Genomic DNA, 14,442 nt, shown 5'->3' on the forward strand with positions numbered 1-14,442 from the left:
CGATCCGTTGATGGGCGATGGGGCGGGCATCCTGCTGCAGATCCCCGATCCGCTCTACCGCGAAGAGATGGCCAAGCAGGGTGTGACCCTGCCGCCGCCGGGCGAATACGGCGTGGGCATGATCTTCCTGCCCAAGGAGCACGCGTCGCGGCTGGCGTGTGAGCAGGAACTGGAGCGCGCCATCAAGGCCGAGGGCCAGGTGCTGCTGGGCTGGCGCGACGTGCCTGTGAACCGGGATATGCCCATGTCCCCCACGGTGCGCAAGACCGAGCCGATCATTCGCCAAGTCTTCATCGGCCGCGGCAGCGATGTCATCGTGCAGGACGCGCTGGAGCGCAAGCTGTATGTGATCCGCAAGACGGCCAGCGCCGCCATCCAGCGCCTGCAGCTGACGCACAGCAAGGAGTACTACGTGCCCAGCATGAGCAGCCGCACCGTGGTCTACAAGGGGCTGTTGCTGGCCAACCAGGTGGGCGAGTACTACCTGGACTTGCAAGACCCGCGCTGCGTCTCCGCGCTGGGGCTGGTGCACCAGCGCTTCTCGACCAACACCTTCCCCGAGTGGCCGCTGGCGCACCCCTACCGCTACGTGGCCCACAACGGCGAGATCAACACCGTCAAGGGCAACTACAACTGGATGCGCGCCCGCGAAGGGGTCATGAGCTCGCCCGTGCTCGGTGCGGATCTGAAAAAACTCTACCCGATCAGCTTTGCCGGGCAGTCCGACACCGCCACCTTCGACAACTGCCTGGAGCTGCTGACCATGGCGGGCTATCCGCTGGCGCAGGCGGTCATGATGATGATCCCCGAGCCGTGGGAGCAGCACACGCTGATGGATGAGCGCCGCCGCGCTTTTTACGAATACCACGCGGCCATGCTGGAGCCGTGGGATGGTCCGGCGTCCATCGTGTTTACCGACGGACGCCAAATCGGCGCCACCCTGGATCGCAACGGCCTGCGGCCATCGCGCTATTGCGTCACGGACGACGATCTCGTCATCATGGCCTCCGAGTCCGGGGTGTTGCCGGTGCCCGAGAGCAAGATCGTACGCAAATGGCGGCTGCAGCCGGGCAAGATGTTCCTGATCGATCTGGAGCAGGGTCGCCTGATCGACGACGAGGAGGTCAAAGCGACACTGGCCAATGCCAAGCCCTACAAACAGTGGATCGAAAACCTGCGCATCCGCCTCGATGACGTCGAGCGCCCGGTGGCGGGCGACGACGAAGCCAGCGTGCGCACGGTGGCCGATGAATCGGCCCATGCGGCGATGGAGCATGTGGACGCGCAGTTGCTCGACCTGCAGCAGGCCTTCGGTTACACCCAGGAGGACATCAAGTTCCTCATGGCGCCGATGGCGCAAAACGGCGAAGAGGGTGTGGGCTCCATGGGCAACGACAGCCCGCTGCCGGTGTTGTCGGACCGCCCCAAGCCGCTGTACAACTATTTCAATCAGCTGTTCGCGCAGGTCACCACTCCGCCGATCGACCCGATCCGCGAAGCGATCGTGATGTCGCTGGTGTCCTTCATCGGCCCGCGCCCCAACCTGCTCGATATCAACCAGGTCAATCCGCCGATGCGGCTGGAGGTCAGCCAGCCGGTGCTCAACCATGCCGACATGGCCAAGCTGCGCGACATCGCGCGGCGCACCGGCGGCAAGTTCAAGAGCAGCACGCTGGACATCACCTATCCCGTCGCCTGGGGCAAGGAGGGGGTGGAGGCCAAGCTCGCTTCGCTGTGCGCCGAGGCGGTGGATGCGATCCGCAGCGGCAGCAACATCCTGATCGTGAGCGATCGCGGGGTCAACCGCGAGCGGGTGGCCGTGCCGGCGCTGCTGGCGCTGTCGGCCATCCATCAGCATCTGGTGCGCGAGGGGCTGCGCACCGCCACTGGTTTGGTGGTGGAGACCGGCAGCGCGCGTGAGGTGCACCATTTCGCGGTGCTGGCCGGCTACGGCGCCGAGGCCGTCCACCCCTATCTGGCGCTGGACACGCTCGAGGCCATCCACCGGGACTTGCCGGGCGATCTGTCGGCCGACAAGGCCATCGCCAACTACATCAAGGCCGTCGGCAAGGGCCTGTCCAAGATCATGTCCAAGATGGGCGTGTCCACCTATATGAGCTACTGCGGCGCGCAGCTGTTCGAGGCGGTGGGCATCGACAGCGCGACCATCGACAAATATTTCACCGGCACCGCCAGCCGCGTCGAGGGTATCGGCGTGTTCGAGATCGCCGAGGAGGCGATTCGCCTGCACCGGCGCGCCTTCGGTGATGACCCGCTGCTGTCGGACATGCTGGACGTCGGCGGCGAGTATGCCTGGCGCGCGCGCGGCGAAGAGCATATGTGGACGCCGGATGCCATCGCCAAGCTGCAGCATGCCACGCGTGCTGGTAACTACGCGACCTACAAGGAGTATGCGCAGATCATCAACGACCAGTCGCGCCGCCACATGACGCTGCGCGGGCTGTTCGAGTTCAAGGTCGATCCGGCCAAAGCGATCCCGATCGAGGAGGTCGAGCCCGCCAGCGAGATCGTCAAGCGCTTTGCCACAGGCGCGATGTCGCTGGGTGCGATCAGCACCGAGGCGCACACCACGCTGGCGATCGCGATGAACCGCATCGGCGGCAAGAGCAACACCGGCGAGGGCGGCGAAGATCCGGCGCGCTATCGCAACGAGCTGCGCGGCATTCCGATCCGCCAGGGGCAGACGGTCGGCTCGATCATCGGCCCGGACAAGGTCGAGGTCGACTACGAGTTGCAGGACGGCGACAGCTTGCGCTCGCGCATAAAGCAGGTGGCCTCGGGTCGCTTTGGCGTGACCGCCGAGTATCTGGTCAGCGCCGACCAGATTCAGATCAAGATGGCGCAAGGCGCCAAGCCCGGCGAGGGGGGGCAGTTGCCTGGCACCAAGGTGTCGGAGTACATCGGCTACTTGCGCTTTTCGGTGCCGGGTGTGGGCCTGATCAGCCCCCCGCCGCACCACGACATCTATTCGATCGAGGATTTGGCGCAGCTCATCCACGACCTCAAGAATGTCAACCCGCGCGCCGACATCTCGGTCAAGCTGGTCTCCGAGGTGGGCGTGGGCACGATCGCGGCCGGCGTGGCCAAAGCCAAGGCCGACCATGTGGTCATCGCTGGCCACGATGGCGGCACGGGCGCCTCGCCTTGGTCGTCGATCAAGCACGCCGGCAGCCCGTGGGAGATTGGGCTGGCCGAGACCCAGCAGACGCTGGTGCTCAACCGCCTGCGCGGCCGCATCCGGGTGCAGGTCGACGGCCAGATCAAAACCGGCCGCGATGTCGTGATCGGTGCGCTGCTGGGGGCGGACGAATTCGGCTTTGCCACCGCGCCGCTGGTGGTGGAGGGCTGCATCATGATGCGCAAATGCCATCTCAACACCTGTCCGGTGGGGGTGGCGACCCAGGATCCGGTGTTGCGGCGCAAGTTTGCCGGCAAGCCCGAGCACGTGGTCAACTATTTCTTCTTCGTGGCCGAAGAGGTGCGCGCCATCATGGCGCAGCTGGGCATTCGTCGCTTCGACGACCTGATCGGGCGCACCGAACTGCTCGACATGAAAAAGGGCATCGATCACTGGAAGGCCAAAGGACTGGACTACAGCCGTCTGCTGTATCAGCCGCCCACGTCGGCCGAGGCGGCCCATCGTCATGTGGAGATGCAGGACCATGGGTTGAGCCGTGCGCTGGACGTCAAGCTCATCGACAAGGCCCGTGCCGCCATCGAGCGCGGCGAGAAGGTGCACTTCATCGAGAGCGTGCGCAATGTCAACCGCACGGTGGGCGCGATGCTCTCGGGCGAGGTGACGCGCCACCACCCCGAAGGATTGCCGGATGACACCATCCGCATCCAGATGGAGGGCACCGGCGGGCAGTCGTTCGGCGCCTTCCTGTGCCAGGGCATCACGCTGTACCTGATCGGCGACGCCAACGATTACACCGGCAAGGGTCTGTCGGGCGGACGCATCGTCGTGCGGCCGAGCATCGACTTCCGCGGCGATGCGGGGAACAACATCATCGTTGGCAACACGGTGCTCTATGGCGCCACCCGCGGGGAGGCGTTCTTCCGGGGCGTGGCGGGCGAGCGCTTCGCGGTGCGCCTGTCGGGGGCCACCGCGGTGGTGGAAGGCACCGGAGACCACGGCTGCGAATATATGACCGGCGGCACGGTGGTGGTGCTCGGCAAGACGGGACGCAACTTTGCCGCCGGCATGAGCGGCGGCATCGCCTATGTGTACGACGAGGATGGGCTGTTTGCCAAGCGCTGCAACACCGCGATGGTGGCCCTCGAGCGCCTGGTCACCAGCGCCGAGCAGGAGGCCACGGTGGATCGCGCGATCTGGCACCGCGGCTTGACCGACGAGGCCCAGCTGCGCCAGCTGCTGGAGGATCATCACCGCTGGACGGGCTCGACCAAGGCGCGCGCGCTGCTGGATGACTGGGCGACGGCGCGCACGCGCTTCGTCAAGGTCTTCCCGCATGAGTACAAACGGGCGCTGGCCCAAAATGCGGCCCAACCCGCCGCAGCCCGCGCCGAGCCTGCCGCGGCCAAGTCGGTCAAGGCCCGCAAAACCGCCGCGGCCTGAGCGTCATCGACCATTGCATCACGAGGCAACCGATCATGGGAAAGATCACCGGCTTCATGGAATTCGAGCGCGTCGAGGAGGCGTATCAGCCTCCCGCCGAACGGCTCAAGCACTACCGCGAGTTCGTCATCGGTCTGGATGACGCCCAGGCCAAGGTACAGGGTGCGCGGTGTATGGACTGTGGCACCCCGTTTTGCAACAACGGCTGTCCAGTCAACAACATCATTCCGGACTTCAACGATCTGGTCTACCGCGGCGACTGGAAGAACGCCATCGCCGTGCTGCACAGCACCAACAATTTTCCGGAGTTCACCGGGCGCATCTGTCCGGCGCCGTGCGAGGCAGCGTGCACGCTCAACATCAACGACGATCCGGTGGGCATCAAGTCCATCGAGCACGCCATCATCGATCGCGCCTGGGCCGAGGGTTGGGTGGTGCCGCAGCCGCCCAAGGCCAAGACCGGCAAGAAGGTGGCGATCGTGGGCTCGGGTCCGTCCGGCCTGGCGGCGGCGCAGCAGCTGGCGCGCGCTGGCCATGACGTCACGGTGTTCGAAAAGAGCGACCGCGTCGGGGGCCTGCTGCGCTACGGTATCCCCGACTTCAAGATGGAGAAGTGGCTGATCGACCGCCGCATCGAGCAGATGCAGGCCGAAGGGGTCGTCTTCCGCACCCGCGTGCTGGTCGGCGCTTTGCCCGAGGGCAGCAAGGTCAACAACGATGCACGCGAGGTGGTCAGCCCGCAACAGCTGTGTACCGAGTTCGACGCCGTGCTGCTGTGCGGCGGCGCTGAGCAGCCGCGCGATTTGCCGGTGCCGGGGCGCGAGCTCGACGGCATCCACTTTGCGATGGAGTTTTTGCCCCAGCAAAACAAGCGCAATGCCGGCGACAAGCTTAAGAAGCAGATCCGTGCCGACGGCAAGCATGTCATCGTCATCGGCGGGGGCGACACCGGCAGCGACTGCGTCGGCACCAGCAATCGCCATGGCGCGGCGAGCGTGACTCAGTTCGAGCTGATGCCGCAGCCGCCCGAGCAGGAGAACAAGGCGCTGACTTGGCCGTACTGGCCGCTGAAGCTGCGCACCAGCTCCAGCCACGAGGAAGGTTGCCAGCGCGAGTTCGCCATCGCCACCAAAGCCTTCGTCGGCAAAAATGGCAAGGTCACGGCCGTGCGCACCGTCCATGTCGAGATGAAGGACGGCAAGCTGGTCGAGGTCCCGGGCACCGAGAAGGAGTACAAGGCCGACCTGGTGCTGCTGGCGATGGGCTTCGTGTCGCCTATCGCCTCGGTGCTGGAAGCCTTTGGTGTCGAGAAAGATGCGCGCGGCAACGCCAAAGCCAGCACCGAGCGGGTCGGCGGCTACGCCACCAATGTGCCGAAGGTGTTTGCCGCCGGCGACATGCGCCGGGGCCAATCGCTGGTGGTGTGGGCCATCCGCGAGGGCCGGCAGGCCGCGCGCGCGGTGGATGAGTTCTTGATGGGGCACTCCGTCCTGCCCCGTTGAGCGAGGCGGCCCGGTACACTTCCGGGTAATCCCTTATGATTGAGCAGCCGGCCTGTCCGGCTGTTCTTGTTTCGCTTCATGAATACTCCAGCCCTCGTCGAATTGCGCGACGTCGTCTTTGGTTACGACGAGCGGCCCGTGCTCGACCGTGTCAGTCTGCACGTGCCGCGCGGCAAGGTGACGGTGCTCATCGGTACCTCTGGCGGCGGCAAGACGACACTGCTGCGTCTGATCGGCGGGCAGCTGCGCGCACGCAGCGGGCAGGTGCTCTTTGACGGGCAGGACGTCGGTGCCTTGGATCGCGACGGGCTGTATGCCGCGCGTCGGCGCATGGGCCTGCTGTTCCAGTTTGGTGCGCTGTTTACCGACATGTCGGTGTTCGACAATGTGGCTTTCCCGCTGCGCGAACACACCCGCTTGCCCGAGCCGCTCATCCGGGACATCGTGCTCATGAAACTGCACGCGGTGGGCCTGCGCGGTGCGCGCGACCTGATGCCAGGCGAGCTCTCTGGCGGCATGGCGCGACGCGTCGCACTCGCCCGCGCCATCGCGCTCGACCCGGAGCTCATCATGTACGACGAGCCCTTTTCTGGGCTGGATCCGATCTCGCTCGGTACCGCCGCGCGGCTGATCCGTCAGCTCAACGACACGCTGGGCCTGACCAGCGTGATGGTCTCCCACGAGCTGGAGTCCACCTTCGCCGTGGCCGACCATATCGTCGTGCTGGCCAACGGCCGCGTGGCCATGCAGGGCACGCCCGACGAGGTGCGCCACAGTGACGATCCGCTGATTCGCCAGTATGTCACCGCCTCGCCGGACGGACCGGTGCGCTTTCATTACCCCGCGCGGCCGGTGCAAGACGAGTACGGGCCGACCGCAGCGGCTGGGGGAGGGTGGTGATGCGCTACTGGCATCCGGCCGATGTGGGCCTGGCGGTGCGTGCCAAGTTGGCCGACCTGGGGTTGGGCGCGCGGCTGTTCGTGCGGCTGCTGCTTGGCACCTGGGCGGGTTTTCGGCGCTTCGGGCTGATCCGCGATCAGATTCATTTCCTGGGCAACTACTCGCTGTCGATCATCGCCGTCTCGGGGCTGTTCGTCGGCTTCGTGTTCGGGCTGCAGGGCTACTACACGCTGCAGCGCTATGGCTCGTCCGAGGCGCTGGGCCTGCTGGTGACGCTCAGCCTGGTGCGCGAGCTCGGGCCCGTGGTGACGGCGCTGCTGTTTGCGGGCCGTGCCGGCACGTCGCTGACCGCCGAGATCGGCCTGATGAAGGCGGGCGAGCAGCTCAGCGCGATGGAGATGATGGCGGTGGATCCGATCGATCGGGTGCTGGCGCCGCGCTTCTGGGGCGGCGTGATCGCGATGCCGTTGCTGGCGGCGGTGTTCAGCGCCATGGGCATCATCGGCGGCTGGGTGGTTGGCGTGCTGATGATCGGCGTGGACGGCGGCGCGTTCTGGAGCCAGATCCAGGGGGGCGTGGACGTCTGGTCCGATGTCGGCAATGGCATCATCAAGAGCGTGGTGTTTGGCATTGCAGTGACCTTCATCGCGCTGCTGCAGGGTTTCGAGTCCCATCCGACACCCGAGGGCGTCTCGCGCGCGACGACGCGCACCGTGGTCATGGCGTCGCTGACGGTGTTGGGGCTGGACTTCATCCTGACCGCGCTCATGTTCACGATCTGATCAGGGAAGGATTCGACGGATGCAACGATCCAAGATCGATGTGTGGGTGGGCCTGTTCGTGCTGGTGGGCGCGGCAGCCATCCTGTTTTTGGCACTGCAAGCGGCCAACCTGCTCAGCCTGAGCTTTGCGCCGACCTACCGCGTCACGGCGACCTTCGACAATGTCGGATCACTCAAGCCCAAGGCGGCGGTGCGCAGCGCCGGTGTGTTGGTCGGGCGCGTGGAGTCGATCACCTTCGACGACAAGACCTTTCAAGCCCGCGTGGTGCTGGCGCTGGAGTCGCGCTATGCTTTCCCGAAGGACAGCTCGTTCAAAATCCTGACCAGCGGGTTGTTGGGTGAGCAGTACATCGGCATCGAGCCGGGCGGCGCGGACGAGAATCTGGCTGCAGGGGATGTGGTGGCACAGACCCAGTCCGCCGTGGTGCTGGAAAACCTGATCGGCCAATTCTTATTCAACAAGGCGGCAGAGGCCGGGAGCGGCAAATGAACGGCAAGCGTTTGAACCATCGGGCCGCGCATTGGGCGCGCTTGGGGTTGGTCCTTGGGGCTTTGGCCGGTTGCGCCACCGGGCCCGATGCGCATCCGCGCGACCCCCTGGAGCCGTTCAACCGCGGCGTCTATCAGTTCAACGAGGCGGTGGACCGCACGGTGCTCAAGCCCGTCGCCGAAGGCTATGTGGCGGCCGTGCCCTCCCCGGTACGCACCGCGGTGGCCAACTTTTTTGGTAATCTGCGCGACCTGTGGTCGGCGGTGAATGCGGCCTTGCAGGCCCGCCCGCAGCCCGCGGTGGAAAACGCGATGCGCTTTGGCGTGAACACCCTCCTTGGCTTTGGGGGAGTGATCGACCTGGCGACGGAGATGGGCATCCCCCGCACCACGCTGGACTTTGGTCACACCCTGGGCCGCTGGGGTGTGCCGTCGGGGCCCTATCTGGTGCTGCCGCTGTTGGGGCCGTCCAGTGTGCGCGAGGCCGTGGCGCTGCCCATCGACCGCCGGGCGGACCCCGTGTCGCAGGGCATCGACGATGTGGCGACCCGCAACACCGCCCAGACACTGCGGCTGGTGGATACGCGCGCCAATCTGTTGCGCGCGGGCGATCTGCTGGAACAAGCAGCGTTGGACAAATACGGTTTTACACGCGACGCCTATCTGGCGCGGCGCCAAAGCCAGGTCGAGGCGGCCCGTGGCGAGGAGGACTGACCTGTGACCACCGTAACCATGGGTAACCGACCGGAACCCGCGCCCGTTCCTCTGAGCCCTATGCACATGAGCCCACCGATCCACCCCTACAGCGCCCGTCACCCCAGTGTGTCGACAGGCCGCCGCCAGTGGCTTGCCATGATGACCGTGGTCCTTGCCACCGCGCTGCCAGCCTGGCCGGCGCGCGCCCAGGCCATGGAAGCCCCCGATGCGCTAATCCAGCGCGTGGCCAATGAGGTGTTCGAGACCGTCAAGCGCGATCCGGCGATCCGCAACGGCGACATGGCCCGCATCATCGAGCTGGTGGACACCAAGCTGATGCCGCATGTCAATTTCGAGCGTATGACCTCGTCTGCCGTCGGCCGCTTTTGGCGCCAGGCCACGCCCGAGCAGCGCCAGCGCCTGCAAGCCGAGTTCAAGACCCTGCTCGTGCGCACCTACTCCGGGGCGCTGACCCAGATTCGCGATCAAACGTTGGTGATTCGCCCACTGCGCGCGGCCGCCGGCGCTACCGAGGTGATCGTGCGTTCCGAAATCCGCGGCAAGGGCGACCCGATCCAGCTCGACTACCGGCTGGAGCAAACCCCGGCAGGTTGGAAAGTCTATGACCTGAATGTGTTGGGTGTCTGGCTGGTGGAGACCTACCGCACCCAGTTTGCGCAGGAAATCGGCGCCAAAGGGATCGACGGGCTGATCGATGCGCTGGCCGAGCGCAACCGGGCCAATGCCCAGCGGGGCTGAGCTGCCATGGGGGCTGCGCCTGTGCTGACCTTGCCGGCTCTGCCTGCCACCCTGACCCATGTGCAGGCGACGGCTTATTTGGCCCAGTGCAGCGCGGCGCTGGCCAGCGCGGGCCGGGGCACGATGGTGCAGGTGGATGCCTCGGCTTTGCGCGAGTTCGACTCCTCTGCGCTGGCGGTGCTGCTTGCCGTGCGGCGCGAGGTATTGGCGCGTGGGGCGCAGTGGCGGCTCAGCGGCCTCAACGAGCGGGCGCGGGTGCTGGCCGGTCTCTACGGCGTGGCCGAACTGCTGCCAGCGTAGAATGACGGGTTTATGTCCGCCGCCGTCTCTTTCCAGCAGGTCAACAAGCGTTTCGACACCTCGCGCGGGCCGCTGCAGGCGCTGCAGGATGTGACCGTCGATATCCAGCCGGGCGAATTCTTTGGCCTGCTCGGCCCCAACGGCGCTGGCAAGACCACCCTGATCAGCATCCTGGCGGGCCTGAGCCGGCCCAGCAGCGGGCGCGTAAGCGTATACGGCACCGATGTGCACACCCAGCCGGCGGAGGTCCGACGGCAGTTGGGCGTCGTGCCGCAGGAGCTGGCGTTCGATCCGTTCTTCACGGTGCGCGAGGCGCTGCGCTTTCAGTCGGGTTATTTCGGTATCCGCAACAACCGCGCATGGATCGACGAGTTGCTCGATGGGCTGGGGCTGGTCGACAAGGCCGACACCAATATGCGCCAGCTCTCCGGCGGCATGAAACGCCGCGTCATGGTGGCGCAGGCGCTGGTGCACCGCCCCCGGGTCATCGTATTGGATGAGCCCACCGCCGGCGTCGATGTCGAGCTGCGGCAGACGCTGTGGGCCTTCATCTCGCGCCTCAACCGCGAGGGCTGCACCGTGCTGCTGACCACCCACTATCTGGAGGAAGCGGAGGCGCTGTGCGGCCGCATCGCGATGCTGCGCGCCGGCCGCGTGATCGCGCTGGAGCGCACGGCCGAGCTGCTGCGCCGCGCCTCGTCCAATGTGCTGCACTTCAAGACCGACCAGGCCCTGCCGGCTGCGCTGGCCGCGCGCGCCCGCGAGACGGGCCGCATCAAGCAGATCAAGGTGCATGATGCCTACGACGTCGAGCAGACACTGGCGGCGCTGCGTCATGCCGGCGTCGTCATGGAGGACATCGAGGTGCGCAAGGCGGATCTGGAGGATGTCTTCCTGGAGCTGATGGCCGATCGACCGGATGGGCCGGCGGGCGAGGAGGAGCGCGCGTGAGCGGCTGGCAAACCCTGTTGCTGAAAGAGGTGCTGCGGTTTTGGAAGGTGGCGTTCCAAACGGTCGCCGCGCCCATCCTCACGGCGATCTTGTATCTGCTGATCTTCGGCCATGTGCTGCAGGAGCATGTGCAGGTCTACGACGGCGTGGGCTACATCGCCTTTTTGCTGCCGGGGCTGGCGATGATGAGTCTGCTGCAAAATGCGTTCGCCAATAGCTCATCCAGCCTGATCCAAAGCAAGATCGTGGGCAATCTGGTCTTCCTCCTGCTCACGCCGCTGTCGCACCGCGCCTGGTTTGCCGCCTATGTCGGCTCGTCCATCCTGCGCGGACTGGTGGTGGGCGCTGGTGTGCTGCTGGTGACGGTCTGGGCGGCGGATCTGCGCTTTGCGCATCCGCTGTGGATCGCAGTCTTTGCCGTGCTGGGCGCCGGCTTGATGGGCGCGCTCGGTGTCATCGCGGGGCTGTGGGCCGAAAAATTCGACCAGATGGCCGCCTTTCAGAACTTCATCATCATGCCGATGACGTTTCTCTCTGGCGTGTTCTACTCCATCCATTCGCTGCCCCCCTTTTGGCAGGTCGTCAGCCATCTCAATCCCTTTTTTTACATGATCGACGGGGCGCGCTATGGCTTTTTTGGGGTCAGCGACGTCTCGCCGTGGTTGAGTCTGGCGGTGGTGGCCGGTGCCTTCTTGGCCGTGGCCGCCCTCACCTTGCACTTGCTGCGCATTGGCTACAAGATTCGCCACTGACCCCAAGAAATGGACCCCAAGCCCATCGATTGCGCGCGGCGCGACGAGCGCACCGCATTGACTTGACACTTTGTTCGCCATGATGACTGCCGACCAACTCCGCTCCCTCATCGCTGCTGGCTTGCCCTGTGACCATTTGGACGTGTCGGGTGACGGCCGGCATTGGACGGCCGTGGTGGTGTCGTCCGCATTCGAGGGGCGACGAGCCATACAACGCCACCAGATGGTTTATGCCACCCTGGGGCAGCGCATCCATACCGACGAGGTGCATGCGCTGTCGATGAAAACCTACACCCCAGCCGAGTGGCGCGCTGCTGGCCAGGCGTGAGTGGGCAAACGATGGACCGGCTCCTGATCCGTGGCGGCCAGCGTTTGCACGGCGAGGTGGTCGTCTCCGGCGCCAAAAACGCGGCGTTGCCCGAGCTGTGCGCGGCGCTGCTGACGGATCAGCCCGTGGTGCTGCGCAACGTCCCCCGCTTGCGTGACGTGGCCACCATGCGCACGCTGCTGGAGCGCATGGGTGTGCAAGTACAAACGCACGGCGAGCGCGGCGGCATGACGCTGCACGCCGCGGCGGCGCTGGATCCGGTCGCCCCGTACGAGCTGGTCAAGACCATGCGCGCCTCGGTGCTGGTGCTGGGGCCCCTGGTGGCGCGCTGCGGCCAGGCGCGGGTGTCGCTGCCGGGCGGGTGTGCCATCGGCTCGCGGCCGGTGGACCAACACATCAAGGGCCTGCAGGCCATGGGGGCGGACATCGCGGTCGAGCACGGCTACATCCAAGCCCGGCTGCCCGCCGGCCGCTCGCGCCTGCGCGGCGCGCGCATCACCACCGATATGGTCACCGTCACCGGAACCGAAAACCTGATGATGGCCGCCACCTTGGCCGAGGGCGAGACGCTGCTGGAAAACGCCGCCCAGGAGCCCGAGGTGGTCGATTTGGCCGAGATGCTCATCGGCATGGGCGCGCGCATCGAGGGGCATGGGACGAGCCGCATCCGCATCGAAGGCGTGCCGACGCTGGGCGGCACCGAACACACCGTGGTGGCCGACCGCATCGAGGCCGGCACCTTCCTGTGCGCGGTGGCTGCCACCGGCGGGGAGGCATGGCTGCGTGGCGGACGGGGAGATCACCTCGATGCCGTCATCGACAAGCTGCGCGAGGCCGGCGTCACGGTCGACGCCGACGCCGCCGGCATCCGCGTGTGCTCGCCGGGCGGCGCGGCCCTGTGTGCGCAGAGCTTTCGCACGACCGAATACCCGGGCTTTCCCACCGACATGCAGGCGCAGTTCATGGCGCTCAACTGTGTGGCGCAGGGATCGAGTGCCGTCACTGAGACGATTTTCGAGAACCGCTTCATGCATGTGCAGGAGCTGGCCCGCTTGGGCGCGCGCATCCATATCGATGGGCGTACCGCGGTCGTCCAGGGCGGCCAGCGCCTGACCGGCGCCGCCGTCATGGCAACCGACTTGCGCGCCTCGGCCAGCCTGGTCATCGCCGGCCTGGTGGCCGATGGCGAGACGGTCGTCGACCGCATCTACCACCTCGACCGTGGCTACGACCAGATGGAGTGCAAACTGCGGGCCCTGGGGGCCGACATCGAAAGGATGGCATGAGTGCCGAAACCGTCACCCTGGCCCTGTCCAAGGGTCGCATTTTCGAGGAGACCTTGCCTTTGCTGCGCGCCGCTGGCATCGAGGTGCTGGAGGACCCCGAGACCTCGCGCAAGCTGATCCTGCCCACCAACCGGCCCGAGGTGCGCGTGGTGCTGGTGCGCGCCACCGATGTGCCGACCTATGTAGAGCATGGCGGGGCGGACCTGGGCGTGTGTGGCAAGGACACATTGATCGAGCACGAGGCCGCCTGGGGCGAAGCGGCCCAGGCGGGGCTGTACCGGCCGCTGGATTTGGGCATTGCGCGCTGCCGCATGAGTGTCGCCGTCCCGGCAGATTTCGACTACGCAGGCGCGGTGCGCCAGGGTTCGCGCCTGCGCGTGGCGACCAAGTATGTCGCCATCGCGCGCGAGTTTTTCGCCAACAAGGGCGTGCATGTGGATTTGATCAAACTCTACGGCAGCATGGAGCTGGCGCCGCTGACCGGCTTGGCCGACGCCATCGTGGATCTGGTCTCCACCGGCAACACCCTCAAAGCCAACCGGCTGGTGGAGGTCGAGCGCATCATGGACATTTCCTCTCAGCTCGTGGTGCGTCCGACCTCGCTCAAACTCAAGCGCACGCTCATCCGCCCCATACTGGACGCCTTTGCACGGGCGGTGGCAGCGCCTGCCGCCTGAGCCGTAGACCGGGCGCGCGGCAAGCCCCGCCGCACTCAGCGGCTTCGCCGGGGAGGGTTTCACCCTCCTCCGTACCGGCTCCCCCTCCCTTTGGTCAGCAAAAGGGAGCGCGGCAGCGGTGGGCGATCAAGCGTGATCCAGACCAGACGAGCGGAGTGGTAACGCATGCGTGAGTCGCATTCATTGATCTCTGAGCCCCGCATGTCTCTTCAAAGCGTGTATCTTTGCGCCATATAGGCGCAAGACGCTTAGATGTTTCTCCAGCCACTGCGTGTCGGGAGAAACAGCGCGGCATGGGGGCTCCGCCCCCCCTGCACCCCCCTTTCCGGAGCAAACCCCCCGCTGGGGGGGCACGGTTTCTGATGCACTAGGTACCTTAATACGTATTCGGTTTTCAGTGGGTGATGTATTCACAGGACG

General features: G+C 66.0%; 13 protein-coding genes. All 13 read left to right on the plus strand.

Annotated features, from left to right (window positions below; translation table 11 throughout):
• The coding region (locus P3W97_RS05895; protein ID WP_300844720.1) for a glutamate synthase-related protein at nt 1-4,600 on the plus strand (4,600 nt) is incomplete at its 5' end.
• Between the two features lie 35 nt (nt 4,601-4,635).
• On the plus strand, nt 4,636-6,102 hold the full coding sequence (locus P3W97_RS05900; protein WP_300844722.1) for a glutamate synthase subunit beta: 1,467 nt from the start codon (nt 4,636-4,638) through the stop codon (nt 6,100-6,102).
• 78 nt (nt 6,103-6,180) lie between these two features.
• Nucleotides 6,181-7,002: an ABC transporter ATP-binding protein gene (locus P3W97_RS05905; protein WP_300844723.1), complete on the plus strand. Its 822-nt coding sequence runs from the start codon at nt 6,181-6,183 to the stop codon at nt 7,000-7,002.
• Complete coding sequence (gene mlaE / locus P3W97_RS05910) at nt 7,002-7,784, plus strand: lipid asymmetry maintenance ABC transporter permease subunit MlaE (protein WP_300844725.1); 783 nt, start codon at nt 7,002-7,004, stop codon at nt 7,782-7,784. Before P3W97_RS05905 ends, mlaE begins: the two co-directional genes overlap by 1 nt.
• A 19-nt stretch (nt 7,785-7,803) precedes the next feature.
• Nucleotides 7,804-8,274, plus strand: a complete 471-nt coding sequence (gene mlaD, locus P3W97_RS05915; protein WP_300844727.1) for an outer membrane lipid asymmetry maintenance protein MlaD — start codon at nt 7,804-7,806, stop codon at nt 8,272-8,274.
• Nucleotides 8,271-8,987: a VacJ family lipoprotein gene (locus tag P3W97_RS05920; protein ID WP_300844729.1), complete on the plus strand. Its 717-nt coding sequence runs from the start codon at nt 8,271-8,273 to the stop codon at nt 8,985-8,987. The genes mlaD and P3W97_RS05920 overlap by 4 nt, the downstream gene beginning before the upstream one ends.
• A 141-nt stretch (nt 8,988-9,128) precedes the next feature.
• Nucleotides 9,129-9,728 (plus strand): phospholipid-binding protein MlaC, encoded by a 600-nt coding sequence (locus tag P3W97_RS05925; protein WP_300844742.1) that lies wholly within the window; start codon nt 9,129-9,131, stop codon nt 9,726-9,728.
• 6 nt (nt 9,729-9,734) lie between these two features.
• A complete protein-coding gene (locus P3W97_RS05930) occupies nt 9,735-10,028 on the plus strand; it encodes a lipid asymmetry maintenance protein MlaB (RefSeq protein ID WP_300844731.1) in 294 nt (97 codons plus the stop codon).
• A gap of 12 nt (nt 10,029-10,040) precedes the next feature.
• A complete protein-coding gene (locus P3W97_RS05935; RefSeq protein WP_300844733.1) occupies nt 10,041-10,979 on the plus strand; it encodes an ABC transporter ATP-binding protein in 939 nt (312 codons plus the stop codon).
• Nucleotides 10,976-11,731, plus strand: a complete 756-nt coding sequence (locus P3W97_RS05940; RefSeq protein ID WP_300844735.1) for an ABC transporter permease — start codon at nt 10,976-10,978, stop codon at nt 11,729-11,731. The genes P3W97_RS05935 and P3W97_RS05940 overlap by 4 nt, the downstream gene beginning before the upstream one ends.
• 82 nt (nt 11,732-11,813) lie before the next feature.
• Entirely contained in the window at nt 11,814-12,059 is a 246-nt protein-coding gene (locus P3W97_RS05945; RefSeq protein ID WP_300844737.1) for a BolA family protein, read from the plus strand.
• A gap of 11 nt (nt 12,060-12,070) precedes the next feature.
• Complete coding sequence (gene murA / locus P3W97_RS05950) at nt 12,071-13,345, plus strand: UDP-N-acetylglucosamine 1-carboxyvinyltransferase (RefSeq protein WP_367184596.1); 1,275 nt, start codon at nt 12,071-12,073, stop codon at nt 13,343-13,345.
• Complete coding sequence (gene hisG, locus P3W97_RS05955; protein ID WP_300844740.1) at nt 13,342-14,022, plus strand: ATP phosphoribosyltransferase; 681 nt, start codon at nt 13,342-13,344, stop codon at nt 14,020-14,022. Before murA ends, hisG begins: the two co-directional genes overlap by 4 nt.
• The last annotated feature ends 420 nt before the right edge of the window (nt 14,023-14,442 follow it).

This window comes from Tepidimonas sp. (assembly GCF_029335975.1).
In the GTDB taxonomy this organism is placed as follows: Bacteria; Pseudomonadota; Gammaproteobacteria; order Burkholderiales; family Burkholderiaceae_C; genus Tepidimonas.